The sequence below is a fragment of the Basfia succiniciproducens genome (assembly GCF_011455875.1).
Classification (GTDB): domain Bacteria; phylum Pseudomonadota; class Gammaproteobacteria; order Enterobacterales; family Pasteurellaceae; genus Basfia; species Basfia succiniciproducens.
Map to the genome: position 1 here is coordinate 1,992,120 of NZ_CP015031.1, position 25,146 is coordinate 2,017,265.

A 25,146-nucleotide genomic window follows, 5' to 3' on the forward strand; every position below is an offset into this window, starting at 1 on the left:
AGATGTTGTTCTTATCATTCCGCCAAAAGCGTTTCCAATTCTTCCTGTGCAGTCAGCCAATGAGCTTCCGCATCTTCCAGCGCTTTTCTGGTTTGTACCTGCTGCGTTAAAAGTGCGGTCAGTTTTTCTTTATTTTCTGTCTGATAAAGCCCGGAATCCGCCAGTCGAACTTCAATTTCGGTAAGCTGGGCGGTAAGTTTATCCATTTCCGTTTCAAATTTTGCAATTTGTTTACGAATCGGCGCGGTTTGCTGGCGTAATTCCGCTTCGCGGCGTTTTTGTTCTTTGCGGTTTTGACCGGAATTTTCATTATTTGATTCTTTAGAAACTTCCGTATTTTTGACCGCACTTTTTTCCTGAACGTTGAGGTCATTCAGCCATTTGGCATAATCCTCCAAATCACCGTTGAATTCTTCTACTTGTTTATCATGTACCAGATAAAATTCTTCCACCGTGTTACGCAATAAATGGCGGTCATGAGATACCACCACCAGTGATCCCTGATAATCCACTAAGGCTTCCGTTAAAGCCTGCCGCATATCCAAATCCAGGTGGTTGGTAGGTTCGTCCAGTAGCAGTAAATTCGGACGTTGCCACACAATTAAGGCAAGCACCAAACGGGCCTTTTCGCCGCCGGAAAATTGCTTTACCGGATCTTTCACTTTGTCGCCGTGAAAGGCAAAACCGCCGAGATAATTGCGCAGTTCCTGTTCCGTTTGTTGCGGCGCCAGTTTTTGCAAATGCCAGAGTGTGGATTCATCAGCCCGCAGCGTATCCAACTGATGTTGAGCGAAATAACCGAGCTGCACGCCTTTGGCTAACTGTACGACGCCCGAACGCGCCGTTAATTCGCCCGCCAGTAATTTGATCAAAGTGGATTTACCGGCACCGTTTTTGCCCAGCAACCCGATGCGGGAGCCGGGTACCAAATTGAGTTTGATTTTTTGCAGAATTTCCACCGCACTTTCACCTTCACCGTAACCGGCGGAAGCTTTATCGATCATTACCAAAGGGTTCGGTAGAGAAAGCGGTTCGCGAAATTCGAAGGTGAAAGGGTTATCCACATGGGCGGGCGCAATACGTTCCATGCGTTCCAGCGCTTTCATGCGGCTTTGCGCTTGTTTCGCTTTGGTGGCCTTGGCTTTGAAACGATCGATATATTTTTGCAGATGGGCTATTTTGTCCTGTTGTTGGCGAAACAGTGCGTTTTGTTGCGCCAGTTTTTCCGCCCGTTGCAATTCAAAAGAGGAATAATCGCCGGTGTATTCATTGAGTTTTTTATCTTCAATATGAATAATTTTATTCACGATAGGATCAAGAAAATCCCGGTCGTGGGAAATCAGTACTAAAGTGCCCTGATATTGCACCAGCCAGCGTTCCAACCAGATCACCGCATCTAAGTCCAAATGGTTGGTGGGTTCGTCCAGTAATAATAAATCCGACGGGCATAACAGCGCTTGTGCCAAATTCAAACGCATGCGCCAGCCGCCGGAAAAGGATTTTACCGGGCGACCGAGTTCTTCCTGGGAAAAGCCCAGACCGTGCAACAAGGCCGAGGCGCGGGATTGAACGGTCCAGGCGTCAATAATGTCGAGTTGTCCGTGAATGCGGGCGATAGCATTGCCGTCGTTATGTTCGTTGGCAAGCTTCAATTCTTTTTGTAACCGGCAATAAGTGCGGTCGCCCTCAATGACATAATCCAACGCGGAAATGTCCAGCGCAGGGGTTTCCTGATTCACCCAGGATACCGCCCAATCGGCGGGATAATTAATCTCACCGCCCTCGGGTTGATTTTCTTTTTTTAATAAGGAAAAGAGCGAAGATTTGCCGCAGCCGTTTTTACCGACTAAACCGACTTTTTGTTTTGGATTGATGGTTGCGTTCGCTTCTTCAAGTAAAAGATTGAGACCGCGCTTTAAGGTTAAATTTGAAAAAAAAATCATTATTTATCGATATTTATTATAGAATGTCCGGAGTTTGTTTATTTTCTCTTTTTTTTAGGTTAGTTTGCAATGTTTGATTCTTTATTTGTCCAATTCGTCGTGTTATGGGCGGTAATTGACCCAATCGGTTCCGTCCCCGTTTACTTATCGAAAACGGTTGGGTTGTCTGTAGAAGAACGTCATAAAGTCGCCCGCAAATCCGTAATTATTGCCACAATTGTGTTAATGTTTTTTTTGGTTATCGGACAGGGTTTATTCGAAACCATGCAGATTCCGCTTTCCGCCTTCCAGATTGCCGGCGGGTTGGTGTTGCTTTTATTTGCCTTAACCATGATTTTTGGTGAAGGTAAGCCCGAAACCGAGATGAAAATGCGCACAAGTTTAAGCGAACTGGCGGTTTATCCGCTTGCCGTTCCGTCTATCGCCTCGCCCGGCGCGATGATGGCGATTGTCTTATTAACGGATAATCATCGCTTTGATTTTTTTGAACAATGTCTAACCACCGTAGTGATGTTGTTGATTCTGTTTATTACTTATTTGCTGTTTTTGATAGCGAATAAAATTCAACGGGTAATCGGTAACACGGGGGCTGCGGTGATCAGCCGGGTAATGGGATTGATTTTGGCCGCAGTCGCAGTGAACAACGTATTGGTGGGAATTCGGGACTTTTTCGGTATTGCCCTTTAAAATTTAAGAAACATTTAGAAACAGGGGGAATTTCCCCCTGTTTTTTTATCCTGAAATCAGGCTTGGTATAAGCGGTAACTTACCTGTCCCGTTGTTTTTTCTTTTAACAATTGCCAATGAGGCGGGGTAAGAAGCGGTTTATCCCGTTCCGTTTCAACATAAATTAACGCGTCCGGTTTTAACCAGTTATTTTGCCCAAGCAGTTCAATGGCTTTATCCGCTAAGCCTAAATGAAAGGGCGGGTCAAGAAAAACCAGATCAAACTGCGGTAAATTTTGTCCGAATTTTAAATAATCCAGACTGTTTTGATTTAACACCTGTCCTTGTTCGACGGGCACATTTAAGGTTTGCAGGTTTTTTTTAAGTTGTGTCGCCGCTTGTTTGTCCAATTCTAAAAAAGTCACGCCTTGAGCCCGGCGGGAAAGCGCTTCAAATCCCAAAGAACCCGCACCGGCAAAACAATCTAAACAAACGGCATCCGCAATATAAGGCATTAACCAGTTAAACAACGTTTCTTTTACCCGATCTCCGGTGGGGCGCAAACCTTGCGCATTCAGAACCGGTAATTTCCGTCCGCGCCATTTGCCGGCGATGATTCTTACCTCGCCTTTGCTTTGATTCGGTTTAGAGTTTAATTGATTTGAACGAGTTGAATTTGTATTTTTTTTCATAGAGGATTGGTAAATAAATGTTACACTATGGCGTTTGAATAGTGTAACAAAATCCGGGCGTATTTAAAACGCTCGCAATTTCGGGGGTCTGTTTATAAAAGATTAAACAGGTCCTAGAGAGAATGAGAGAAATTTATGGCAGATGAAAAGAAAAAAAGCGGTTTTTGGTCATGGCTCGGTTTAGGCAAAAAAGAAGCGGGCGATTCAGCCGAAAAACAAGCGGAACAAGCGCCGTCGGCCTATGAGAAAGCGGAACAAACCGTTGAGGAAACAAAACGGAAAATTGATGAGCTGGCGAATCAGGCACAAGGCATTGCCGAACAGGTAAAAGATCAGGTTGATGAAATTAAAGAAGATTTAGCGGATAAACTGGAACAGACTAAACAAGATATTGTTCACCAAGTGGATCAGGTTCAGGTTGAGGCGGAACAAAAATTCGAACGGACAATTGAAAAATTTTTAAATTCCGAACCGCAGTCTGATGAAAACCAATCCGAGCAAGAGAAAATTGAAGCGGTTTCCGCTACAGAAAAGGAGCAACAAACGGCGGAAGCAACCCATAGTACGGATCTTGATGTGAATGAGGTCGCCGTAGAAACGCAGGAAAAACCGGGCAAGGGCGGTTTCTTCAGCCGATTGGTTAAAGGTTTGCTGAAAACCAAACAGAATATCGGCGCCGGTTTTTTGAGTTTATTTACCGGTAAAAAAATTGATGATGAGTTATTTGAAGAATTGGAAGAGCAACTTTTGATTGCCGATATCGGTGTGCCGACCACTGCCAAAATCATCAAAAATCTTACCGAACACGCAAGCCGGGCGCAATTAAAAGATGCGCAGGCGCTGTATCAACAGCTCAAAGTGGAAATGGCGGAGATTTTAAAACCTGTGGAACAGCCTTTAATCGTTGATACGGGCAGAAAACCTTATGTAATTTTAATGGTCGGCGTGAACGGCGTGGGTAAAACCACGACTATTGGTAAACTTGCGCGTCAGTTCCAACAACAAGGTAAGTCCGTTATGTTGGCGGCGGGCGATACCTTCCGGGCGGCGGCTGTGGAGCAACTGCAGGTGTGGGGCGAGCGCAATAATATTCTCGTGGTGGCGCAAAGTACGGGTTCGGATTCCGCTTCAGTGATATTTGATGCCATGCAATCGGCGGCGGCGCGCAATGCGGATATTTTAATTGCGGATACCGCAGGGCGTTTACAAAACAAAAATAACCTGATGGACGAGCTGAAAAAAATCGTTCGGGTGATGAAAAAGTATGACGAAAGCGCGCCTCATGAAATCATGCTGACCCTTGATGCGGGCACCGGTCAAAATGCCATCAGCCAGGCAAAATTATTCCATGAAGCCGTGGGATTGACCGGTATCAGTCTGACAAAACTGGACGGTACGGCAAAAGGCGGTGTAATTTTTGCCATTGCCGACCAATTTAACCTGCCGATTCGTTATATCGGTGTTGGCGAGAAAATTGAGGATTTACGTCCCTTCCATGCGGAAGAATTTATTGACGCCTTATTTACTCACGAAGAAAATTAATTGCTAAGGTATACTAAGAAACAAGGCGAACAAATATGTTCGCCTTGTTTTTAGCCGATGAAAACGGATGTCATACTTAAAGATCCGCCTACAAGGTGATCATTAAAGAGCTCGACATTGTCTTGTTCTTCCCGCATTGCGACGACATACAGCAACGGTAAATAATGTTCCGGTGTCGGCACTGATAACATTGCCGGCCGCCCGAGTCGTTCAATATGGGTCAGCAGTTCGATATTATTTCCCGCAATCGCCCGGTTAATTTGATCCCTGAATTCATAAGCCCAGTCATAGCCCGCATCCAATCGGTTAATATGTTCATAACTGAGAGCGGATAAATTATGTACGATATTGCCGCTTGCAAGAATTAATACGCCCTGTTCGCGTAAAGATTTTAATTTTTGTGCTAAGGCAAAATGCCATAAGGCGGGTTTGGTGCGATCCAGACTTAGCTGAATAACCGGAATATCCGCCTCGGGATAAAGGTGTTTCAACACCGCCCAAGCACCATGATCATAACCTCTGTCCGGGTTTAATCTTACTTCTTCGGGGGCAAGTAACTGTTGAATTTGCGCCGCCAGTCTGGGATTTCCCGATGCCGGATACTGCACCCGGCTTAATTGCGGAGGGAATCCGTAGAAGTCATAAATCATTTTCGGGTTTGCGCCGCTTTGTACTTCCAGCTCTTTACTGTACCAATGGGCGGAAATACATAAAATCGCTTTTGGTTTGGCAAAAGTGCGGGTGATTTCGGCGAATTTTTGATTGAACGGATTATTCTCCTCAATCACGTTCATCGGACTGCCGTGCCCTACAAAAATAGCGGGTTGTTTCATAAAATTTCCTAAATAATAACCCCGCTTAATTTTAAGCAGGGTTTCGATTAGCTTAGAGAGTATAAGACAGATTATAACGCGGCTTTAACGGCATCCGCCAGGCTGGTGGTCGGGCGGCCAAGAATTTGTTCCAGTGTTTTATCTTCGGAATATAATGCACCTTTTGACACATCGACATCCCATTCTGCGATTAAGCCTGCAAAACCTTCCGGCAGGCCAGCCTTCACTAAGGCGGCGGCATAATCTTGTGCCGGAATATCAATATAAGGGATTTGTTTGCCGGTTTGTTTTGAAATTTCGGCGGCTAAATCCGCTAAAGTCCAGCTTGTCGAGCCGGCTAATTCATAAGTTTTGCCTTCATGACCTTCGCTTAACGCCACATTTACCGCTGCCTCGGCAAGATCGGCGCGGGTTGCGGATGCAATTTTACCGTCTTTTGCCGAACCGTAGAAAGCGTTGTTGGCTAAAGCCGCACCAATGGAACCTGTGTAGTTTTCAGTATACCAGGTGTTGCGCAAAATAGTGAAAGGCACGCCCGATTCTTTCAATGCCTGTTCCGTAGCGACATGTTCGCCGGCTAAGGATTTCACCGTATTTTCATTGCTTGCGCCTAACAGGCTGGTATAAATAATGTGTTTTACGCCCGCTTTTTTCGCCGATTGAATCACATTGTTATGCTGCGGAAAACGTTGCCCGATCTCATTACCGGAAACTAAAATTAAGGTATCTACGCCGTTTAACGCTTCTACCTGTCCTTCAATATTGGCATAGTCGAATTTACGCGCTTGCGCATTGGAAATTTTTTCCGGCGAACGCACTAAAGCGATAACATTTGCTTTGCGTTGAACTAGTAAGTCTAACGCGATTGTGCCAAATTGTCCGGTTGCTGCGGTGATTGCGATTGTTTTAGTTGTCATCATAATGTTCCTTTTTATTACAAATAGTTTGTTTTGTTTGCCAGGTTGGCTGTCGGAGGTTATAATATATCAATACTTACTTTTTGGAAGTACTTACATAAATGTAAGTATTAAAATAAATTTAAAATATTTTTTAACGTATTGATTTTTAAGGAAATAAAAATGAATAATTTTTTTGAACGGGGAAACGTATTAGCTGCGGCCTGCCCTTCAAGACAGATTTTGCAACATTTGACCAGCAGATGGGGCGGATTGGTTTTAATAGCACTGCGTTCCGGCACTAAACGTTTTAGCGAATTGCGCAAAACCATCGACGGCGTAAGTGAGCGAATGCTGACGCAAACTCTGCAACAACTGGAAGAAGACGGCATGCTGGTGCGCAAATCTTATAACACTGTGCCGCCTCATGTGGATTATACCTTGACCGAATTCGGCGCACAGGCATCGGAAAAAATGTTTGAATTGGTGGATTGGCTGGAAAGCAATTTAAACGATATTTTAACTCACAAGGTAAGTAAACAATGAAGCCGTGGATTTTACTGGCGATTTCCATCTTATTGGAAATTATTGCAACCAGCCTGTTAAAATTGAGCGACGGTTTTACCAAACTTATCCCCACGGTGGGTTCAATGTTGCTTTACGGTTTGTCTTTTTATTGCGTGTCTATCGTTTACCGCACGTTACCCGTAGGCATTGTTTATGCGGTTTGGTCCGGCGTGGGGATTGTGCTTACCGCCATCATCGCCTATTTTGCTTTCGGGCAGAAAATCGACGGTTCGGGGCTTGTGGGGATGCTGTTAATTGTCGGCGGTGTTCTTATCATTAATGTTTTTTCCCGTTCGGTTTGATAAAAGTGCGGTAAAATTTTTGAAAATTTCGGAGAGTAAATGAAAGTCGGGTTGGTTCTTGAAGGCGGCGCTATGCGCGGTATGTTTACCGCCGGCGTGTTAGATATCTTTTTAGACGAAAATATTCATATTGACGGTGCGGTAACTGTTTCGGCGGGCGCCTTGTTCGGCATTAATTTGCCTTCCAAACAGCGCGGGCGGGTTCTTCGTTACAACAAGAAATATTTGAACGACAAACGTTATATGGGGTTGCACAGCCTGTTGACCACGGGCAATATCGTTAACCGGGATTTTGCTTTTTACGAATTGCCGTATACTCTTGATCCTTTTGATCAGCAAACATTCGCCCAATCGGACATGGATTTTTGGGTTACTCTCACTAATGTGGAAACGGGCGAGGCGGAGTATTTTAAAATTCAGGACGCTTTTGAGCAAATGGAAGTACTGCGCGCCACATCAGCCATGCCTTTCGTATCAAAAATGGTGGAAATTAACGGCAAAAAATATTTGGACGGCGGCATTGCCGACAGCATTCCGCTACAGAAATGTTTCGATTTAGGTTACGATAAAGTGATCGTAGTGTTAACCCGTCCGCTGGAGTACCGCAAAACGCCGAGTTCAAAAACCTTATTCAAATTGTTTTACCCGAACTATCCGCAGCTGGCAGCACGTTGGGCACAGCGTTATGCGGATTATAATCAAACCGTGGAACGTATTATTAAGTTAAACGACGAGCAAAAAATTTTTGTGATTCGTCCTTCTGAAAGTCTGAATATCAGCCGGTTGGAAAAAGATCCCGAGATGATTCAACGAATGTATGAACTAGGTTTAAAAGACGGTAAAGCGGCAATCGCCGGATTGCGGGAATATTTGGCGAAATAAAAAAGTGCGGTGAAATTTTTCTATTTTTCACCGCACTTTTATTTGCAGAACCAGGGTCTGTTTATAAAAGATAAACAGACTCTATAATTATTTACGATTCAGCCAGGCCATATATTCGGCAACACCTTCGGCAACGTTTTTAAATTTAAAATCGCAACCGGCGGCGCGTAGTTTGGTTAGATTCGCCTGTGTATATTCCTGATAGCGGGATTTTAAATGGTCCGGGAACGGAATGGTTTCGATTTCGCCTTTACCATGGAATTTCACTACCGCTTCGGCCACGGCTTTAAAACTTTCCGCATTGCCGGTGCCCAGGTTAAAGATGCCGGAAACACCGTTTTCCCATGCCCAAAGGTTAACTTCCGCTACATCGCCCACATAAACGAAATCTCGCAGGAAATGTTCGGAACCGGCAAATAATTTCGGATTTTCGCCTTTTAAAATCTGGTTATTTAAGTGGAACGCGACGCTCGCCATTGAACCTTTGTGCTGTTCGCGCGGCCCGTATACATTGAAATATTTAAAGCCGCAAACCGGTGAGTTGGCTTCAGGCAGAATGGCGCGAACATATTGGTCGAATAAGAATTTTGAATAACCGTAGGCGTTTAACGGCCCTTCGAATTCGCGTTCTTCGATGAAATCCGTTTTATCGCCGTAAGTGGCGGCGCTTGATGCGTAGAAGAACGGAATTTCGCGATCTAAGCAGTAATGCAGCAACTCTTTGGAATATTCATAGTTGTTATGCATTAAATATTTACCGTCCCATTCGGTGGTCGCCGAGCAGGCGCCTTCATGGAACACGGCGTCGATATCACCTAAATCGTCACCTGCAATGACGGAAGAAATAAAATCTTCTTTATCGCAATAATCCGCGATATCCAAATCGACAAGATTAATGAATTTTGTCCCGTCTTTTAGGTTATCCACTACTAAAATATCTTTGCGCCCCATATCGTTTAACGCTTTTACGATATTGGCGCCAATCATGCCGGCGCCACCGGTTACGATAATCATAATAATTGTCCTTTTCTTTATTTGCGGAAATTAGGTCTATTGTAATAGATTTTGTCCGGAAGTGCTAAAAAAGTGCGGTGAATTTTTGAGGATTTTTTATTTACCCGCTTTCTTACCCGCTTTCCCGTTCCCTTAATGTGCTTATCAACTGGATACATTCGGTTTGCGGAGCTTTTTCGGTTTGAAGTAATTCCGCCAGTTTTTTACCGGCGGTTTCGCCTAGTTTGGCATAGGGGATGTTTAAGGTTGTGAGTGCGGGGTAGGTGGTTTGGCTGATTTCAAGATCGCCCAAGCCGATAATGGCGACATCGTAAGGAATGCCGATGTGCTGTCGTTGCGCCTCAAAAAGTGCGCCGCAGGCAAGCTCGTCGGATAAAAATACGAAAGCGTCAATGCAGCCCCATGTTGAAATCGCTTCATTAAATAATTTTGCGCCGGCGGAAAAAGAAACGGGTTCCGAACAATGCAGAATCTGGTGGGAATTTAAATGGTTGGCATGCAGCGCCGAATGCCAGCAGGCTAAATATTGTTGGAAAATAGCCTGCTCCTGCTGCGCGCAAAGCAAGCCGATATCCCGATAGCCTTTAGCGACTAAAAAACTTATCACTTTTTGCACCGCACTTTTACTGTCCACGCAAACATTAATGCCTAACGGATTTGCCTGTTTTGAACCGATTTCCAAACAAATTAATCCGCTGTTTCGGATCCATTGCGCTTCTGTGCTTGGGCATTGCAGATTCAGCAGGATAACGGCTAACGGTGAGTTATTGATTAATTCGCGCAGCCAGCCTTTTTTATTTGCGACAAGAATAATAATTTGTAAATCAAGGGGTTGCAATTCTTTTTGGAGTGAGTTAAGAATAAGGTTGTTTTCAACGGAAACTAATGATGAAGTAACGATAACGATATTGCGGGAAGATACGGAAGCCAATTCGCGTGCGGCGGAATTCGGCACATAACCTAATTTTTGTACCGCTTCGTGAATTTTTTGACGTAAATTTTCGGACACCATTTTCGGCGTGCGTAAAGCACGGGAAACGGTCATAGTGCCGACACCTACTTCTTTTGCTACGTCGGCAAGCGTGACTTTGCCTGTTGAACGTCGGTTTTTATTTGAATTATTGGCTAACGACATGCTAATCCTCCTACAACTACAACATTAAAGTACGATAAAAAACAGCCTAGGGAAATTATTTTTTATAAAAAATGTTACCGCTATCACAAAATTAAATTTTTCTTATTGATAACGCTATCATTGAGGTTTACATTGTGATCACTTCAAAACAGAAGAGGTCTTTTATGCTTAAACAATTTTTACCCCTTTCTCACATTCAATATGTGGATTCCGTTGAAAACTGGCAGCAGGCGGTGCAGTTAAGCGCTGCGCCTTTGTTAGCGGAACAGTTGATTGAACCCCGTTATGTGGAACGTATTTTTCAAATTCATCGGGAAATCGGCCCTTATTATGTGATTGCACCGCAAATCGCTATGCCTCATTCTCGCCCGGAAGACGGTTCGAATGCGCAGGCGTTGTCGTTGGTTGTGTTGAAACAAGGGGTAAATTTCGGTTCGGATAACGACCCCGTTCAGTTGGTGTTAATGCTGGCGGCAAAAGACAGTGAATCTCACTTGGAAATGCTTTCGGCGGTGGCTGAATTATTCTCGGATGAAGAAGCGGTACAACAAATTATTCAATCTACGACAGTTTCTGAAATCGCAGAGATTGTTCATCGTTATTAAGTTTATTACAGGAGAATCATTATGAAAATTATGGCGGTTTGCGGTCATGGCTTAGGCAGTAGCTTCATGATGGAAATGAACATTAAAAAAGCGTTAAAAACCTTAGGTAAAGAGGCGGAGGTCAGCCATCAGGATCTGGCCTCCGTTACGGCGAATGAAGCGGATTTATTCGTAATGGGTGCGGATATTGCCAACAGTAGCGGTTTGCCCGCTGACAAAGTGGTGGTGGTAAAAAATATTGTCAGCGTAAAAGAATTCGAAGAAAAACTTGCCGAATATTTCAATCAATAGGAGATAACCTATGGACTCAATACTTTTCTTTATATTAGATATTTTAAAAGTGCCGTCGGTGTTGGTGGGGTTAATTGCCTTGGTCGGTTTAGTGGCTCAGAAAAAAGCTTTTCCGGACATCATCAAAGGAACGGTTAAAACAATTTTAGGTTTCCTTGTGTTAGGCGGTGGGGCAACCGTATTGCTGAGCTCGTTAACTCCGCTTGGCAGTATGTTTGAACACGCGTTCAACGTACAGGGAATTATTCCGAATAACGAAGCAATCGTTTCCATGGCGCTTGAAAAATACGGCACGGCGACCGCACTTATTATGGCCTTCGGTATGGTGGCGAACATTATTGTGGCGCGTTTTACCCGTTTAAAATTCATTTTTTTAACCGGCCATCATACCTTCTATATGGCTTGTATGATTGGCGTCATTTTAACCGTTGCCGGTTTTGAAGGCGTGCAATTGGTGTTTGTGGGCGCATTAACTCTTGGTTTAATCATGGCGTTTTTCCCGGCAATCGCCCATTTCTACATGAAAAAAATTACCGGTAGTAACGATGTGGGCTTCGGTCACTTCGGTACCATCGGTTATGTGCTTTCCGGCGCTATCGGTCAGGCTGTAGGTAAAGGTTCGCCCTCTACCGAAGAAATGGATTTGCCAAAAAATTTAAGTTTCTTACGCGATAGTTCAATTTCGATCTCCTTAACCATGATGATCATCTATTTCGTTCTTGCTATCGCTTCCGGTAACGAATATGTTTCCACTCACTTTAGTAATGGTCAGCATTATTTGGTTTACGCCACAATTCAAGCCATTACCTTTGCAGCCGGCGTTTACGTCATTCTGCAAGGTGTGCGTTTAATCTTGGCTGAAATCGTGCCTGCCTTTACCGGTTTCTCAGAAAAATTGGTGCCGGATGCAAAACCCGCATTAGACTGTCCGATTGTTTTCCCTTATGCGCCGAATGCGGTTTTAGTGGGCTTCTTATCCAGCTTTATGGGCGGTATTATCGGTTTGGTATTGCTCGGTCAGCTTAACTGGGTGTTAATTCTTCCGGGAGTGGTACCGCACTTTTTCTGCGGTGCCACAGCGGGCGTCTTCGGTAATGCGACCGGCGGTCGTCGCGGTGCAATTCTAGGTGCATTTGCCCACGGTTTATTGATCACTTTCCTACCGGTGTTCTTATTACCGGTATTAGGTTCCCTCGGCTTTGCCAATACCACCTTCTCAGATACGGATTTTGGCGGTGTAGGTATCGTATTAGGCAATATGGCGCAGTTTATGTCTAAAGATATGATTATGATCGTGATTGTGGCTATCTTCCTGTTGCTTGTGGGCTACAACTATTTAGCGAAAAAACCGGTAAAAACCGAAGAATAGCTAAGTTGTATAAATAACATTATGCCCTGGCTAAAGCCGGGGCATTTTTGTTAAAAGTGCGGTAGAAAATCACGAAATTTTTCATATTGCTGATTTTAATTGGAAAGTGATAAAAATCACAGTTTTCAGATTTTTTTGATGTATCATATAAAAAAGTTAGAATTCTCACATGAAAAGAATTCAAAGAAGGAGATATTATGCACCCGCAAGAATTAGCGAAATTTATTGACCACACTGCATTAACTGCGGAGAAAACGGCGCAGGACATCATTAAACTTTGTGATGAAGCGATTGAAAATCAGTTCTGGTCTGTGTGTATCAACCCATGTTATATTCCGTTGGCAAAAGAAAAATTAGCGGCAACAAATGTGAAAATCTGCACGGTTATCGGTTTTCCGTTAGGGGCTAATTTAACTTCGGTGAAAGCTTTTGAGGCGCAGGAATCCATTAAAGCCGGCGCACAGGAAATCGATATGGTGATTAATGTAGGCTGGATTAAATCCGGCGAATGGGACAAAGTGCGATCGGATATTCAGGCGGTTTTGCAGGCTTGTAACGGCACTTTATTGAAAGTGATTTTAGAAACCTGTCTGTTAACGCCGGACGAAATCGTAAAAGCCTGTGAAATTTGCCGTGATCTGAAGGTGGGCTTTGTGAAAACTTCAACCGGCTTTAATAAAGACGGTGCAACGGTGGAAGATGTGGCGTTAATGCGTCAAACCGTCGGCGATAAACTCGGCGTAAAAGCCTCCGGCGGTATTCGCGACACTCAAACAGCAATGGCGATGATTAACGCGGGTGCAACGCGTATCGGCGCAAGTGCCGGAATCGCAATCATCAAAGGCCTGCAAGATAATAGCGGCGGTTACTAGGGCCTGTTTATAAAAGATAAACAAAACCTAAAGATTGATTGAGCCTGTTGCGATGGATAAAAAAGTTCAAACCTGTTTAAATCAGCTGAATTTATTGACCCGCCGGCTCAGTTAACTCCATAAAAACCCCCGAAATTTCACCGCACTTTTATGATTTGCCCGTCGCCGGTAGATGGGTGCTATGGTGTTCGCGTTCCATCATATGGTGATGCGCGCCTTTGGCAAGCATGCGTAATTGCAGAATCAGGCGCTCTTTGAGCAATTCCCGTTCTTTATTGTTCATATCTAAGGCGTTGGCGCCGGCGGTAAATACAATGGTTACCATACCTTCCGATTGCACGTAAGCCACGTATTCCGAATAATTGTTTTTATTTGCCAAATATTCGGCGAGTTCATCCACAAAATGTTTGATTTCCCGCGCTGCGGCGGTACGAAAAGCCTGTGATGTGCCGGAACTTTCGCGTAACAGCAAACGGAAAACGTTAGGACTGTGGGCGATAAATTCAAAAAAGGTTTCTACCGAAATAACAATGACACTGCCGCCTTTTTCAATGCGTTTTCGGGCCTGGCGCATAAGTTGGCGCAGGGTTAAACCCGCCTCGTCCACCATGGTTAAGCCTAATTCGTCCATATCCTTAAAATGACGATAAAACGAGGTCGGCGCAATACCCGCCTCTCTCGCCACTTCCCGTAAACTTAAATTGGAAAAGCTTTTTTCGGCATTTAATTGGTTAAACGCCGCATCAATTAATGCGCGGCGGGTTTTTTCTTTTTGTATTGCACGAACGCCGGCCATATTAATCACCTTCCGTATGTAAAATCGCTTTTACAGCATCACCCACGGCATTCGCCACTCGTTCATAGCGGCTACGAAGCGGTGAGCCGGGACGGTAAACCAGCGCGATGGTACGTTTGGGCTCAGGGTCGGTACAAGGAATATATTTTACCCCGGCTCTTGTGCCTTCATTTAGCATTGCCAGTTCCGGCATCAAGGTCATACCGGCATTTGCCGCAATCATGTTACGTAAGGTTTCCAAACTTGTGGCCTGGAAATGCGAATTTTCGCGCGCACCCGCGGTAAAGCAATAACCCAACGCTTGATCCCGCAGGCAGTGTCCGTCATCTAACATAAGTACTTCATGGCCTTGTAATGCATGCATTTTAATTGATTTTTCTTTTGCCCAAGGATGTTGTTCGGAAACCGCCAATAACATTCTTTCATTGAAAATAGGCACTTCAATAAAAGGTTCCGTTTCCGGGACAGTGGCTAAAATTGCACAATCTAAGCGGCCGGATTCCAGTTGATCTAATAAGTGCGAGGTTTGCGCTTCATATAAATACAATTCTAAATCCGGGAAAGCTTCCTTTAATGCAGGCATAATATAAGGTAGCAAATAAGGACCGACGGTCGGGATAACGCCGAGATGCAGAGGCCCGGTCATTTCTTTACCTTGATTACTTGCCATTTCTTTGAGTAATTTGACTTCACGCAAGACTTTTTTAGCCTGTTCTACTAGAATAAGACCTGATTGGGTGAATAAAACCTTACGGCTGGTACGTTCTAACAAGGTAATTCCAAGTTCATCTTCCAGTTTACGGATTTGTCCGCTCAAGGTCGGTTGACTGACATGGCAAGCATCCGCCGCGCGACGGAAATGTTTATATTCAGCAAGGGCTGCAAGGTACTCAAGATCTCGAATATTCATTTTTTACCTCGTTATAGAAAAAAACGATTGAAAGCATAGAATTAATTGATTGTAACTATAACATAAAATTGCCTATAATCCAGTCATCAAAATAAATAAGTCCATTAAAAGAGGAAAAATTATGTCAAATATGGAAGGTAAAAAAGTCCCTCAAGTTACATTTCACACCCGTCAAGGCGATGCTTGGGTCGATGTAACTTCAGCTCAACTTTTTGATAATAAAACCGTTGTGGTATTTTCATTACCTGGCGCTTATACGCCGACTTGTTCGTCAAGCCATTTACCGCGTTACAACGAATTAACGCCGGAATTTAAAAAATTAGGTGTTGATGATGTGATTTGCGTATCGGTAAACGATACATTTGTTATGAACGCATGGAAATGTGATGAAGATGCCGACAATATCACCGTTCTGCCGGACGGCAACGGCGAATTCACCGAAGGCATGGGCATGTTGGTGGATAAAGAAGAGCTGGGTTTCGGTAAACGTTCGTGGCGCTATTCTATGCTGGTAAAAAACGGCGTAATCGAAAAAATGTTTATTGAACCGAACGAACCGGGCGATCCGTTCAAAGTTTCCGATGCGGACACCATGATCAAATTCATCAAACCGGATTGGGAGCCAAAACCGTCAGTCGCGTTATTTACTAAACCGGGTTGCCCGTTCTGCGCGAAAGCGAAAGCGCTGTTAACGGAAAAAGGCTATCCGTTTGAAGAAATTGTGTTAGGCAAAGACGCTACCGTTACTTCGGTACGTGCTATGAGTGGTCGTGCCACATTCCCTCAAGTGTTTATCGGCGGTAAACATATTGGCGGCAGCGATGATTTAGAAGCTTATTTTGCTAATAAATAAGCGATTAAAAAATCGCTAAAAAAGAACCGCACTTTTAATATTAAAAGTGCGGTTTGTTTTTCTGAAATTTTGTGATGTTAATAATGCGGCGGCGGTGTTTCTTCCGCTTGCGTTGCGATGTTAGCCGGTTGTAAATCCTTCAATTTATTGGCCACATGACGCATTTGCAATTGCATTTTATCAATGACGAACTGCTGTTCGATCAATGCCTGATTGAGCTCTTCGATTATCCCTTCCTGAAAGGTAATTTTCATTTCCAGTTCTGCAATCTGTTGCTCTAAATTTGCTGAGTTTTGCATAGTAATCCCAAATAAATGTTGTACAATAGCCAAATTGGCTTTACCCTATTCTAACAAAATCGGCGGTTAAATCCTCTTTAATTTTAAGGATATGTTATTCGTCATTTTTGTTAAACCCACTGAGCCGAGGCTCTCAATAAAGGAAATAGTGATGTTAAAAATTCAAAAGTTTTCAGCAGTGGCATTATTAGTCGGCGCCGTATTGGCGACCTCTGCCTGTAAAGATGACAAAAAAGCGCAAGCGGCAGCAGAGCCTGCAAAACAGGAAGCGCCGGCAGCCGCGCAGGCGGAAAATAGCCGGGTTAAAGATCCTTCTTATGCGGTAGGCGTGTTAATCGGTAACGATTTAAAAGGTTTGGTTGAGGCGCAGAAAGACGTAATCGCTTATGATAACGATAAAATTCTTGCGGGCGTTGCGGAAGCATTGCAGGGCAAAATTGATTTAACCAACCAAGACGTGGTGAACACGTTAAAGGATATTGATGAAAAATTAAAAGTTGCCGCCCAAACCAAAGCCGAAGAACAAGCGAAACAGGCCAAAGCGGAAAGTGATAAATTCATTGCCGAATTTAAGCAAAAAGACGGCGTGAAAGAAACCAAATCCGGTTTGCTGTATCGCATTGAAAAAGAAGGTGAAGGCGCAGCTATTAAACCGACAGATTCCGTGAAAGTACATTACACCAGCAAATTAACTAACGGTACGGTATTTGACAGCTCGGTAGAACGTGGTCAGCCGGTAGAATTTTTATTGGATCAGGTTATTCCGGGTTGGACCGAAGGTCTGCAGTTAGTGAAAAAAGGCGGCAAAATCGAATTGGTTATTCCTGCCGAACTTGCTTACGGCGAGCAGGATTTAGGTACGATTCCACCTAACTCAACACTTCATTTTGAAGTTGAAGTATTAGACGTTACTCCGGCTAAAAAATAACGAAAAATCTACCGCACTTTTTGGTTATTAGACGAAAGTGCGGTTCCTTTTTTGCGGGTAATATAATGCTAAGTATAAAACGACCTTTCACTGATGAAGACCGTGCGATTTTAAATTCCTACAAAGCCGTGGTTGAAGGCGTAAGCGCTTTACTCGGTAGCCATTGCGAAATCCTCTTGCATTCTTTGGAAGATTTGGATAATACCGCCGTTTACATTGCCAACGGACATAATACCAATCGGCAAGCGGGTACGACGCTGAGCGAAGCGGATTTACAATCTCTGCAAGCTATGGAAAACGGCATGGTTTTAAAGCCGTATTTTACGCGTCATAAGGGCAATAACGGTCTGATGAAGTCGACGAGTATCGCCATTCGTAACGGTAACCGGCAGATTATCGGTTTATTGTGTATTAATCTTAATCTGGAAGTACCGGTTTCCCAGTTTATTCAAGCCTTTATTCCGACTCAAGACTATCCGGTCACCACGGCGGGCAATTTCGCCAGTTCTGTAGAGGAGTTGGTATTGCAAACGGTAGAAACCACCATTGAAGAAATTACGGCGGATCGCCTTGTGGCAAATAACAATAAAAACCGTCAAATCGTTACCACGCTTTTTGAGAAAGGTATTTTTGATATTAAAGATGCAATTAATCTGGTGGCGGAAAGATTAAATATTTCCCGCCATACCGTTTATCTTTATATTCGCCAAATAAAACAGGACGACCAAAAATAATGCGTTATGTACTTTCCGTCCGGCAGCCGGTTTACGGCTCGCAAGGCGCTTATTTAGCTTATCAGTTCGCGCAGGAATTAATCCGTCAGGGGCATCTGATCAGCCAGATTTTCTTCTCTCAGGAAGGGGTATCTAACGGCAACGGATTGGTTTATCCTGCAAATGATGAGTTTAATCTGGTCAAAGCATGGCAGACTTTCTCAAAAAAGCACAATGTGCCTTTACACTTGTGTATCGCCGCTTCGCAACGCCGCGGCGTGGTGGATAAATTGACCGCTCTCGATCCCGCGCAAACAAACCTGGCGGAAGGTTTTGTGTTGGCAGGTTTAGGCGAATTCAGTAAAGCAATGTTAGAAGCAGACAGAGTGATAACCCTATGAAATTAGCTTTCGTTTTTCGCCAAAGCCCCCATGGTACGGCAATTAGCCGGGAAGGATTGGATGCGTTGCTTGCCGCTACCGCATTTTGTGATGAAGAGGATATCGCAGTATTTTTTATGGCGGACGGCGTGTTGAATTTGTTGGCGAATCAACAGGCGGATTTGATCCTGCAAAAGGATATTGCGAGCGCTTTTAAGCTTTTGGATCTTTACGATATCGGACAACGTTATATTTGTGCCGAATCTATGGATGATTTTGCCTTGAGCTATGATGATTTGGTTATAAATTGTGAAAAAATCGACCGCACTTTGATGTTGCAAAAGCTTCAACAGGCAGAAAAAATTATTACTTTTTAATATGTTATATACTTTCTCTAAAGCGGATTATTCTCCGCGCGAATTGGCGGATTTGCTTGCCCGGCTTACGACGCAGGATGCGGTTTTATTATGGCAGGACGGCGTATTACTCGCTTTAAAGTACGGCGATTATTTTGCCAAACACAGCTCGCAAGTTTATCTGTTTGAGCCGGATATACGGGCGCGCGGCTTGAGCGCGTTAATTCAGCAAAAAAATAAGTCTTTTAACCGGATTCAAATGCCTCAACTAGTGCAATTGACGACCCGATATTTCCCTCAATTAGCGCTGTAGGATCTTCAAAGATCCTACAGACTATTTCTTGACATATTTCCTTTTCGGCATTAGAATGCAACGTCCACTTTCAGTATGGAAGCGGATTTAGTAAAACAATTCAATCATGAATAATTTTTTAACTGGAGCTTATTAATGGCAACTATCAACCAGCTAGTACGCAAACCGCGTGTGAAAAAGGTTGTAAAAAGTAACGTTCCTGCATTAGAGGCTTGCCCGCAGAAACGTGGCGTGTGTACTCGCGTATACACTACTACACCTAAAAAACCGAACTCAGCATTACGTAAAGTATGCCGTATTCGTTTAACAAATGGCTTTGAAGTAACTTCATACATCGGCGGTGAAGGTCATAACCTTCAAGAACACAGTGTTGTGTTAATCCGTGGTGGTCGTGTAAAAGACTTACCGGGTGTGCGTTATCACACTGTACGTGGTGCACTTGACTGTGCAGGCGTTAAAGATCGTAAACAAGGTCGTTCTAAATACGGCGTTAAACGCCCTAAAGCTTAATGGTTCTCCGTTAAGTAAGGCCAAACGTCTAAATTAAACAATTTAAACCATAAACTCCAGTCAGATGCGAAATATCGCAATAAGATGAGTTTTGGGTATCCTGAAGATAAAAAAACGGAGAAATTGCAATGCCACGTCGTCGTAGTATTGAACCTCGCAAAATTCTTCCAGATCCGAAATTCGGTTCAGAATTGCTTGCGAAATTTATTAATGTTTTAATGGTAGATGGTAAAAAATCTATCGCAGAATCAATCGTTTACAATGCATTAGACACTTTAGCTCAACGTACGAACAAAGATGCGTTAGTTGCATTTGAAGAAGCATTGGAAAACGTCCGTCCAACCGTAGAGGTTAAATCTCGTCGTGTCGGTGGTTCTACATATCAAGTACCGGTTGAAGTGCGTCCTGCACGTCGTAACGCATTAGGTATGCGTTGGATCGTTGAAGCTGCACGTAAACGCGGTGATAAATCAATGGCGTTACGTTTAGCGAACGAATTATCTGATGCGTCAGAAAATAAAGGTTCAGCAGTGAAAAAACGTGAAGATGTTCACCGCATGGCGGAAGCAAACAAAGCGTTTGCTCACTACCGTTGGTAATCATCTAGTAGTATTTACTAAAGGCTTCATCCTTGATGGAGCCTTACCCATATTTAAAATTTCATATTAAACCCAAACAAGGTAATAATAATGGCTCGTATAACCCCTATTGAAAGATATCGTAATATCGGTATCAGTGCGCATATCGACGCGGGTAAAACAACAACTTCAGAGCGTATCTTGTTCTATACAGGTGTTAGTCACAAAATCGGTGAAGTACACGATGGCGCGGCAACCATGGACTGGATGGAACAGGAACAAGAACGTGGTATTACCATCACTTCTGCTGCAACAACAGCATTTTGGTCCGGTATGTCACAACAATTCCAACAACATCGTATCAACGTTATCGACACTCCGGGACACGTTGACTTCACAATCGAAGTAGAACGTTCAATGCGTGTTCTTGACGGTGCGGTAATGGTTTACTGTGCGGTTGGTGGTGTTCAACCACAATCGGAAACAGTATGGCGTCAAGCTAATAAATACCAAGTTCCGCGTATTGCGTTCGTAAACAAAATGGACCGTACTGGTGCTAACTTCTTACGTGTTGTAGAACAATTAAAAACCCGTTTAGGTGCTAACGCTGTTCCTTTACAACTTCCTGTAGGTGCTGAAGATAACTTCAAAGGTGTGGTTGACTTAATCAAAATGAAAGCAATCAACTGGAATGAAGAAGATCAAGGTATGACATTTACTTATGATGATATTCCTGCGGATATGCTGGAAGCATGCGAAGAATGGCGTAACAACCTTGTTGAAGCGGCGGCGGAATCTTCAGAAGAGCTAATGGAAAAATACCTTGGTGGTGAAGAGTTAACCGAAGAAGAAATCAAAGGCGCATTACGTGCTCGCGTTCTTGCCAATGAAATTATTCTGGTAACCTGTGGTTCTGCATTCAAAAACAAAGGTGTTCAAGCAATGCTTGATGCGGTTGTTGAGTATTTACCTTCACCGGTTGATATTCCTGCAATTAAAGGTATCAATGAAGATGAAACTGAAGGTGAACGTCACGCAAGCGACGATGAACCGTTCGCAGCATTGGCATTCAAAATTGCGACCGACCCGTTTGTTGGTAACTTAACCTTCTTCCGTGTGTATTCGGGTGTGGTTAACTCCGGTGATACGGTAGTGAACTCAGTACGCCAAAAACGTGAACGTTTTGGTCGTATCGTACAGATGCACGCAAACAAACGTGAAGAAATCAAAGAAGTTCGCGCGGGCGATATCGCGGCCGCAATCGGCTTAAAAGACGTAACTACCGGTGATACATTATGTGATCCTAACGCACCAATCATTCTTGAGCGTATGGAATTCCCGGATCCGGTTATCTCCGTTGCGGTTGAACCGAAAACTAAAGCCGACCAAGAAAAAATGGGTCTTGCATTAGGTCGTTTAGCGCAAGAAGACCCTTCATTCCGTGTTCACACTGATGAAGAGTCCGGCGAAACAATCATTTCAGGTATGGGTGAGTTACACTTAGACATTATCGTTGACCGTATGAAACGTGAGTTTAAAGTGGAAGCTAACATCGGTAAACCACAAGTATCTTACCGTGAAACAATCCGTACCCGTGTTAACGATGTTGAAGGTAAACACGCAAAACAATCCGGTGGTCGCGGTCAATACGGTCACGTTGTTATCGACTTGTATCCGTTAGATCCGGAAGGTCCTGGTTACGAATTCGTGAACGAAATCAAAGGTGGTGTAATCCCTGGCGAATACATTCCTGCGGTTGATAAAGGTATCCAGGAACAACTTAAATCCGGTCCTTTAGCGGGTTATCCGGTAGTTGATATTGGTGTTCGTTTACACTTCGGTTCATACCATGATGTGGACTCATCCGAGTTAGCGTTTAAACTTGCTGCTTCTATCGCATTTAAAGCGGCGTTTAACAAAGCAAACCCGGTATTACTTGAACCAATCATGAAAGTTGAAGTAGAAACTCCACCTGAATATGTGGGTGACGTAATCGGCGACTTAAGCCGTCGTCGCGCTATGGTTAACGGTCAAGAAGCAAATGATTTTGTTGTTAAAATCAATGCTGAAGTTCCATTATCAGAAATGTTCGGTTATGCAACAGACTTACGTTCACAAACTCAAGGTCGTGCATCATACTCAATGGAACCGTTAAAATATGCTGAAGCGCCAACAAGTGTTGCTGCTGCAGTAATCGAAGCTCGTAAAAAATAATTTTTTTAATTAACTAAAACTCCCCAAATTTGCACCGCACTTTTGGGGAATAACAAAAGGAAACTGAAAAGTGTCTAAAGAAAAATTTGAACGTACAAAACCGCACGTAAACGTGGGTACAATCGGCCACGTTGACCATGGTAAAACAACTTTAACAGCGGCAATCACTACCGTATTATCAAAACACTACGGTGGTGCGGCTCGCGCATTCGACCAAATCGATAACGCGCCGGAAGAAAAAGCGCGCGGTATCACCATCAACACTTCACACGTTGAATACGATACGCCGACCCGTCACTACGCACACGTAGACTGCCCGGGACACGCGGACTATGTTAAAAACATGATCACCGGTGCGGCGCAAATGGACGGCGCAATCTTAGTAGTAGCGGCGACAGACGGCCCAATGCCGCAAACTCGTGAGCACATCTTATTAGGTCGCCAAGTAGGCGTACCATACATCATCGTATTCTTAAACAAATGCGACATGGTAGATGACGAAGAGTTATTAGAATTAGTAGAAATGGAAGTTCGCGAACTTCTTTCTCAATACGATTTCCCGGGTGACGATACACCAATCATCCGCGGTTCAGCGTTAAAAGCGTTAGAAGGCGAAGCGCAATGGGAAGAAAAAATCCTTGAGTTAGCAAACGCATTGGATACATACATTCCGGAACCGGAACGTGCGATTGACCAACCGTTCTTATTACCGATTGAAGACGTATTCTCAATCTCAGGTCGTGGTACGGTAGTAACAGGTCGTGTAGAGCGCGGAATCATCCGTACGGGTGACGAAGTAGAAATCGTTGGTATCAAAGAAACGGCGAAAACAACGGTAACAGGTGTTGAAATGTTCCGTAAATTACTCGACGAAGGTCGTGCGGGTGAAAACATCGGTGCATTATTACGCGGTACTAAACGTGAAGAAATCGAACGTGGTCAAGTATTAGCGAAACCGGGTTCAATCACACCACACACAGACTTCGAATCAGAAGTTTACGTATTATCAAAAGAAGAAGGCGGTCGTCATACTCCGTTCTTCAAAGGCTACCGTCCACAATTCTACTTCCGTACAACGGACGTAACAGGTACAATCGAATTACCTGAAGGCGTGGAAATGGTAATGCCTGGCGATAACATCAAAATGACCGTAAGCTTAATCCACCCGATTGCGATGGACCAAGGTTTACGTTTTGCAATCCGTGAAGGCGGCCGTACAGTAGGTGCGGGTGTTGTTGCGAAAATCATCAAATAATTGATGTAACGGCAAATCTGAAAGAGGGGCTCGAAAGAGTCCCTTTTTTATGGTGCAAAACCGAAAGGTAAAAAGTGCGGTTAATTTTTGCGGATTTTTGTCTGATAAAAGATCTCTAGGATAATGATAAATTTGTTATTCGATGTTTTTTTATTTAATACGGATTTGAGAAAAACTATAATTTCTCATTAATTTGTACAATTTTGATCCTTTTTTCTGGAGTAGATTTGAATTATGTTAGATATTGTTTTATATGAACCGGAAATTCCTCAAAATACGGGGAATATTATCCGATTATGTGCTAATACGGGTTTCCGTTTACATTTAATTGAACCGTTGGGGTTTACTTGGGATGATAAACGTCTTCGTCGTTCCGGTTTAGATTATCACGAATTTGCCCACATTAAAAAACATAAAACTTTTGAAGTTTTTTTGGAGTCGGAAAAACCTAAGCGGTTATTTGCATTGACAACAAAAGGCGGGCCGGCACATAGTGAAGTGAAATTTGAGTTAGGTGATTACTTAATGTTTGGTCCTGAAACCCGAGGTATTCCGATGGCTATTTTAGATAGTATGCCCATGGAACAAAAAATCCGTATTCCAATGACTGAAAACAGTCGCAGCATGAATTTGTCTAACTCGGTTGCGGTAACGGTTTATGAAGCCTGGCGCCAGCTGGATTATATCGGCGCAGTGAATTTAAATCGTAAATAAAATGCCTTGAGTTGATCAAGGCTTGTTTTTTCTATCATCAATGTTTTTAAGTAAGTAATTACCTTTTTCATCACATAGACTACGAAACCCTACATTGGTAATAGCAAAGGGTGTTTGCGGTGCTAATTCGGAATAATCAAAGTTTTCATGATGATGCCCGTGAAATAAATGCTTAATTTGCATTTGAGAGGCTAATTCATTTAATACTGTAAAACCGGAGGGATGAGGTTTAGGCGCTTCATGACAGATTAAAATATCTGCGGTTTCTTTACTTAAATTCTCAATATCCGCAGGGAAAATGGAAGAACGATGGCGAAGCGGGATACCGCCTCGCCAAATTTTTTCCTGCGAACAATACTGACAATAATGAATCGGATCTAAAAACAGCGGTTTGTTTGGCGGCATCCAGATTTGACCTCTGAATACACCGCCCAGTCCGGCAATTTTTTTGCCTTGAATTTCAGCTACTCGTCCGTGCAGGTTACGATTTTTCCATTTTGAACCCCATAAGGCTTCAAAAGCGGCAACAGTTTTACTGTCATGATTACCATGAATATACCAAAGATCACAATATTGGGATAATTTATCTAATTCTTCTACGGTGGTTAATTGAAGATCACCTAAGATAATGAGAGCAATATCCTCTTTTCCTCGCACAAAAGGATATAAATGCTTAAAGTATCCGTGGGGATCTCCGGCAAATAAAATCATAATTTAT

The 25,146-nt window shown here is 43.5% G+C and carries 30 protein-coding genes; 20 read left to right on the forward strand and 10 right to left on the reverse strand.

From position 1 onward, the window contains the following. Positions 1–14: 14 nt before the first annotated feature. Positions 15–1,943, reverse strand: a complete 1,929-nt coding sequence (locus A4G13_RS09280) for an ABC transporter ATP-binding protein (protein WP_090655409.1) — start codon at positions 1,941–1,943, stop codon at positions 15–17. 69 nt (positions 1,944–2,012) lie between these two features. Here A4G13_RS09280 and A4G13_RS09285 point away from each other — a divergent pair, with 69 nt between their 5' ends. After that, positions 2,013–2,630, forward strand: coding sequence for a MarC family protein (locus A4G13_RS09285; RefSeq protein ID WP_011199321.1), 618 nt, complete (start codon positions 2,013–2,015; stop codon positions 2,628–2,630). Positions 2,631–2,686: 56 nt separating this feature from the next. On the opposite strand, the gene rsmD is transcribed toward A4G13_RS09285, so the two are convergent. Then, positions 2,687–3,301, reverse strand: a complete 615-nt coding sequence (rsmD, locus tag A4G13_RS09290; RefSeq protein ID WP_090655412.1) for a 16S rRNA (guanine(966)-N(2))-methyltransferase RsmD — start codon at positions 3,299–3,301, stop codon at positions 2,687–2,689. 135 nt (positions 3,302–3,436) lie between these two features. Here rsmD and ftsY point away from each other — a divergent pair, with 135 nt between their 5' ends. After that, the gene (ftsY, locus tag A4G13_RS09295; protein WP_090655414.1) at positions 3,437–4,843 is read left to right on the forward strand and encodes a signal recognition particle-docking protein FtsY; all 1,407 of its coding nucleotides are present in this window, start codon (positions 3,437–3,439) and stop codon (positions 4,841–4,843) included. A 50-nt stretch (positions 4,844–4,893) separates the two neighbouring features. Here ftsY and ygiD read toward each other — a convergent pair whose 3' ends face one another. Both ygiD and A4G13_RS09305 read right to left on the reverse strand, forming a co-directional pair. After that, positions 4,894–5,676, reverse strand: coding sequence for a 4,5-DOPA-extradiol-dioxygenase (gene ygiD / locus A4G13_RS09300; RefSeq protein WP_090655417.1), 783 nt, complete (start codon positions 5,674–5,676; stop codon positions 4,894–4,896). A 71-nt stretch (positions 5,677–5,747) separates the two neighbouring features. After that, positions 5,748–6,593 carry an SDR family oxidoreductase gene (locus tag A4G13_RS09305; RefSeq protein ID WP_041639455.1) on the reverse strand — a complete coding sequence of 282 codons (846 nt, stop codon included), beginning with the start codon at positions 6,591–6,593 and terminating at the stop codon, positions 5,748–5,750. A gap of 162 nt (positions 6,594–6,755) precedes the next feature. Between A4G13_RS09305 and A4G13_RS09310 the strand changes: the two genes are divergently transcribed. The 3 genes from A4G13_RS09310 to A4G13_RS09320 are packed head-to-tail and all read left to right on the forward strand — an operon-like array spanning position 6,756 to position 8,323. Continuing rightward, entirely contained in the window at positions 6,756–7,118 is a 363-nt protein-coding gene (locus tag A4G13_RS09310) for a winged helix-turn-helix transcriptional regulator (protein ID WP_041639456.1), read from the forward strand. Then, entirely contained in the window at positions 7,115–7,441 is a 327-nt protein-coding gene (locus tag A4G13_RS09315; protein ID WP_090655420.1) for a DMT family transporter, read from the forward strand. The genes A4G13_RS09310 and A4G13_RS09315 overlap by 4 nt, the downstream gene beginning before the upstream one ends. 39 nt (positions 7,442–7,480) lie before the next feature. Further along, positions 7,481–8,323: a patatin-like phospholipase family protein gene (locus tag A4G13_RS09320; protein WP_011199328.1), complete on the forward strand. Its 843-nt coding sequence runs from the start codon at positions 7,481–7,483 to the stop codon at positions 8,321–8,323. An 87-nt stretch (positions 8,324–8,410) separates the two neighbouring features. On the opposite strand, the gene rfaD is transcribed toward A4G13_RS09320, so the two are convergent. After that, positions 8,411–9,337 (reverse strand): ADP-glyceromanno-heptose 6-epimerase, encoded by a 927-nt coding sequence (gene rfaD, locus A4G13_RS09325; RefSeq protein WP_011199329.1) that lies wholly within the window; start codon positions 9,335–9,337, stop codon positions 8,411–8,413. A gap of 112 nt (positions 9,338–9,449) precedes the next feature. Then, on the reverse strand, positions 9,450–10,472 hold the full coding sequence (locus A4G13_RS09330; protein ID WP_090655424.1) for a LacI family DNA-binding transcriptional regulator: 1,023 nt from the start codon (positions 10,470–10,472) through the stop codon (positions 9,450–9,452). Positions 10,473–10,636: 164 nt separating this feature from the next. Here A4G13_RS09330 and A4G13_RS09335 point away from each other — a divergent pair, with 164 nt between their 5' ends. The 4 genes from A4G13_RS09335 (at position 10,637) to deoC (ending at position 13,609) form a co-directional block, all read left to right on the forward strand. Continuing rightward, entirely contained in the window at positions 10,637–11,077 is a 441-nt protein-coding gene (locus A4G13_RS09335) for a PTS sugar transporter subunit IIA (RefSeq protein WP_041639457.1), read from the forward strand. A 21-nt stretch (positions 11,078–11,098) separates the two neighbouring features. Then, the gene (locus A4G13_RS09340; RefSeq protein ID WP_011199333.1) at positions 11,099–11,368 is read left to right on the forward strand and encodes a PTS sugar transporter subunit IIB; all 270 of its coding nucleotides are present in this window, start codon (positions 11,099–11,101) and stop codon (positions 11,366–11,368) included. Positions 11,369–11,378: 10 nt separating this feature from the next. Beyond that, positions 11,379–12,737 (forward strand): PTS ascorbate transporter subunit IIC, encoded by a 1,359-nt coding sequence (locus A4G13_RS09345; RefSeq protein WP_011199334.1) that lies wholly within the window; start codon positions 11,379–11,381, stop codon positions 12,735–12,737. A gap of 197 nt (positions 12,738–12,934) precedes the next feature. Then, positions 12,935–13,609, forward strand: coding sequence for a deoxyribose-phosphate aldolase (gene deoC, locus A4G13_RS09350; RefSeq protein ID WP_090655427.1), 675 nt, complete (start codon positions 12,935–12,937; stop codon positions 13,607–13,609). Between the two features lie 148 nt (positions 13,610–13,757). Here deoC and fabR read toward each other — a convergent pair whose 3' ends face one another. Then, positions 13,758–14,405: an HTH-type transcriptional repressor FabR gene (gene fabR, locus A4G13_RS09355; RefSeq protein ID WP_090655429.1), complete on the reverse strand. Its 648-nt coding sequence runs from the start codon at positions 14,403–14,405 to the stop codon at positions 13,758–13,760. A gap of 1 nt (position 14,406) precedes the next feature. After that, on the reverse strand, positions 14,407–15,315 hold the full coding sequence (gene oxyR, locus A4G13_RS09360; RefSeq protein WP_011199337.1) for a DNA-binding transcriptional regulator OxyR: 909 nt from the start codon (positions 15,313–15,315) through the stop codon (positions 14,407–14,409). 121 nt (positions 15,316–15,436) lie between these two features. Here oxyR and A4G13_RS09365 point away from each other — a divergent pair, with 121 nt between their 5' ends. Beyond that, entirely contained in the window at positions 15,437–16,168 is a 732-nt protein-coding gene (locus A4G13_RS09365; protein ID WP_011199338.1) for a redoxin family protein, read from the forward strand. A gap of 77 nt (positions 16,169–16,245) precedes the next feature. Here the strand turns inward: A4G13_RS09365 and A4G13_RS09370 are convergent, their stop codons facing one another. Next, complete coding sequence (locus tag A4G13_RS09370; RefSeq protein WP_090655432.1) at positions 16,246–16,467, reverse strand: SlyX family protein; 222 nt, start codon at positions 16,465–16,467, stop codon at positions 16,246–16,248. Between the two features lie 151 nt (positions 16,468–16,618). Between A4G13_RS09370 and fkpA the strand changes: the two genes are divergently transcribed. From fkpA to trmL, 10 genes are all read left to right on the forward strand, one after another. After that, positions 16,619–17,395, forward strand: a complete 777-nt coding sequence (gene fkpA / locus A4G13_RS09375; protein ID WP_090655434.1) for an FKBP-type peptidyl-prolyl cis-trans isomerase — start codon at positions 16,619–16,621, stop codon at positions 17,393–17,395. 65 nt (positions 17,396–17,460) lie between these two features. Next, a complete protein-coding gene (locus A4G13_RS09380; RefSeq protein ID WP_090655438.1) occupies positions 17,461–18,129 on the forward strand; it encodes a helix-turn-helix transcriptional regulator in 669 nt (222 codons plus the stop codon). Further along, positions 18,129–18,509, forward strand: coding sequence for a sulfurtransferase complex subunit TusD (gene tusD, locus A4G13_RS09385; protein WP_090655441.1), 381 nt, complete (start codon positions 18,129–18,131; stop codon positions 18,507–18,509). The genes A4G13_RS09380 and tusD overlap by 1 nt, the downstream gene beginning before the upstream one ends. Beyond that, entirely contained in the window at positions 18,506–18,865 is a 360-nt protein-coding gene (gene tusC, locus A4G13_RS09390; protein ID WP_090655446.1) for a sulfurtransferase complex subunit TusC, read from the forward strand. The genes tusD and tusC overlap by 4 nt, the downstream gene beginning before the upstream one ends. A gap of 1 nt (position 18,866) precedes the next feature. After that, positions 18,867–19,157, forward strand: a complete 291-nt coding sequence (tusB, locus tag A4G13_RS09395) for a sulfurtransferase complex subunit TusB (protein ID WP_090655450.1) — start codon at positions 18,867–18,869, stop codon at positions 19,155–19,157. Between the two features lie 135 nt (positions 19,158–19,292). Continuing rightward, positions 19,293–19,667: a 30S ribosomal protein S12 gene (gene rpsL / locus A4G13_RS09400; protein WP_005543325.1), complete on the forward strand. Its 375-nt coding sequence runs from the start codon at positions 19,293–19,295 to the stop codon at positions 19,665–19,667. A 128-nt stretch (positions 19,668–19,795) separates the two neighbouring features. Further along, positions 19,796–20,266, forward strand: coding sequence for a 30S ribosomal protein S7 (gene rpsG / locus A4G13_RS09405; RefSeq protein WP_011199346.1), 471 nt, complete (start codon positions 19,796–19,798; stop codon positions 20,264–20,266). Positions 20,267–20,356: 90 nt separating this feature from the next. Further along, on the forward strand, positions 20,357–22,459 hold the full coding sequence (gene fusA, locus A4G13_RS09410; protein ID WP_011199347.1) for an elongation factor G: 2,103 nt from the start codon (positions 20,357–20,359) through the stop codon (positions 22,457–22,459). Between the two features lie 70 nt (positions 22,460–22,529). Then, positions 22,530–23,714 (forward strand): elongation factor Tu, encoded by a 1,185-nt coding sequence (gene tuf / locus A4G13_RS09415; RefSeq protein ID WP_011199348.1) that lies wholly within the window; start codon positions 22,530–22,532, stop codon positions 23,712–23,714. A gap of 234 nt (positions 23,715–23,948) precedes the next feature. Next, positions 23,949–24,428 carry a tRNA (uridine(34)/cytosine(34)/5-carboxymethylaminomethyluridine(34)-2'-O)-methyltransferase TrmL gene (gene trmL / locus A4G13_RS09420; RefSeq protein WP_011199349.1) on the forward strand — a complete coding sequence of 160 codons (480 nt, stop codon included), beginning with the start codon at positions 23,949–23,951 and terminating at the stop codon, positions 24,426–24,428. A 15-nt stretch (positions 24,429–24,443) separates the two neighbouring features. On the opposite strand, the gene A4G13_RS09425 is transcribed toward trmL, so the two are convergent. After that, the gene (locus A4G13_RS09425) at positions 24,444–25,139 is read right to left on the reverse strand and encodes a metallophosphoesterase family protein (RefSeq protein WP_011199351.1); all 696 of its coding nucleotides are present in this window, start codon (positions 25,137–25,139) and stop codon (positions 24,444–24,446) included. Positions 25,140–25,146 lie beyond the last annotated feature (7 nt).

Bases quoted from the DNA above. Each gene is read 5' to 3' on its own strand.
- A4G13_RS09280 (WP_090655409.1), bottom strand. From the start codon at position 1,943: ATGATTTTTTTTTCAAATTTAACCTTAAAGCGCGGTCTCAATCTTTTA.
- A4G13_RS09285 (WP_011199321.1), top strand. From the start codon at position 2,013: ATGTTTGATTCTTTATTTGTCCAATTCGTCGTGTTATGGGCGGTAATT.
- rsmD (WP_090655412.1), bottom strand. From the start codon at position 3,301: ATGAAAAAAAATACAAATTCAACTCGTTCAAATCAATTAAACTCTAAA.
- ftsY (WP_090655414.1), top strand. From the start codon at position 3,437: ATGGCAGATGAAAAGAAAAAAAGCGGTTTTTGGTCATGGCTCGGTTTA.
- ygiD (WP_090655417.1), bottom strand. From the start codon at position 5,676: ATGAAACAACCCGCTATTTTTGTAGGGCACGGCAGTCCGATGAACGTG.
- A4G13_RS09305 (WP_041639455.1), bottom strand. From the start codon at position 6,593: ATGACAACTAAAACAATCGCAATCACCGCAGCAACCGGACAATTTGGC.
- A4G13_RS09310 (WP_041639456.1), top strand. From the start codon at position 6,756: ATGAATAATTTTTTTGAACGGGGAAACGTATTAGCTGCGGCCTGCCCT.
- A4G13_RS09315 (WP_090655420.1), top strand. From the start codon at position 7,115: ATGAAGCCGTGGATTTTACTGGCGATTTCCATCTTATTGGAAATTATT.
- A4G13_RS09320 (WP_011199328.1), top strand. From the start codon at position 7,481: ATGAAAGTCGGGTTGGTTCTTGAAGGCGGCGCTATGCGCGGTATGTTT.
- rfaD (WP_011199329.1), bottom strand. From the start codon at position 9,337: ATGATTATCGTAACCGGTGGCGCCGGCATGATTGGCGCCAATATCGTA.
- A4G13_RS09330 (WP_090655424.1), bottom strand. From the start codon at position 10,472: ATGTCGTTAGCCAATAATTCAAATAAAAACCGACGTTCAACAGGCAAA.
- A4G13_RS09335 (WP_041639457.1), top strand. From the start codon at position 10,637: ATGCTTAAACAATTTTTACCCCTTTCTCACATTCAATATGTGGATTCC.
- A4G13_RS09340 (WP_011199333.1), top strand. From the start codon at position 11,099: ATGAAAATTATGGCGGTTTGCGGTCATGGCTTAGGCAGTAGCTTCATG.
- A4G13_RS09345 (WP_011199334.1), top strand. From the start codon at position 11,379: ATGGACTCAATACTTTTCTTTATATTAGATATTTTAAAAGTGCCGTCG.
- deoC (WP_090655427.1), top strand. From the start codon at position 12,935: ATGCACCCGCAAGAATTAGCGAAATTTATTGACCACACTGCATTAACT.
- fabR (WP_090655429.1), bottom strand. From the start codon at position 14,405: ATGGCCGGCGTTCGTGCAATACAAAAAGAAAAAACCCGCCGCGCATTA.
- oxyR (WP_011199337.1), bottom strand. From the start codon at position 15,315: ATGAATATTCGAGATCTTGAGTACCTTGCAGCCCTTGCTGAATATAAA.
- A4G13_RS09365 (WP_011199338.1), top strand. From the start codon at position 15,437: ATGTCAAATATGGAAGGTAAAAAAGTCCCTCAAGTTACATTTCACACC.
- A4G13_RS09370 (WP_090655432.1), bottom strand. From the start codon at position 16,467: ATGCAAAACTCAGCAAATTTAGAGCAACAGATTGCAGAACTGGAAATG.
- fkpA (WP_090655434.1), top strand. From the start codon at position 16,619: ATGTTAAAAATTCAAAAGTTTTCAGCAGTGGCATTATTAGTCGGCGCC.
- A4G13_RS09380 (WP_090655438.1), top strand. From the start codon at position 17,461: ATGCTAAGTATAAAACGACCTTTCACTGATGAAGACCGTGCGATTTTA.
- tusD (WP_090655441.1), top strand. From the start codon at position 18,129: ATGCGTTATGTACTTTCCGTCCGGCAGCCGGTTTACGGCTCGCAAGGC.
- tusC (WP_090655446.1), top strand. From the start codon at position 18,506: ATGAAATTAGCTTTCGTTTTTCGCCAAAGCCCCCATGGTACGGCAATT.
- tusB (WP_090655450.1), top strand. From the start codon at position 18,867: ATGTTATATACTTTCTCTAAAGCGGATTATTCTCCGCGCGAATTGGCG.
- rpsL (WP_005543325.1), top strand. From the start codon at position 19,293: ATGGCAACTATCAACCAGCTAGTACGCAAACCGCGTGTGAAAAAGGTT.
- rpsG (WP_011199346.1), top strand. From the start codon at position 19,796: ATGCCACGTCGTCGTAGTATTGAACCTCGCAAAATTCTTCCAGATCCG.
- fusA (WP_011199347.1), top strand. From the start codon at position 20,357: ATGGCTCGTATAACCCCTATTGAAAGATATCGTAATATCGGTATCAGT.
- trmL (WP_011199349.1), top strand. From the start codon at position 23,949: ATGTTAGATATTGTTTTATATGAACCGGAAATTCCTCAAAATACGGGG.
- A4G13_RS09425 (WP_011199351.1), bottom strand. From the start codon at position 25,139: ATGATTTTATTTGCCGGAGATCCCCACGGATACTTTAAGCATTTATAT.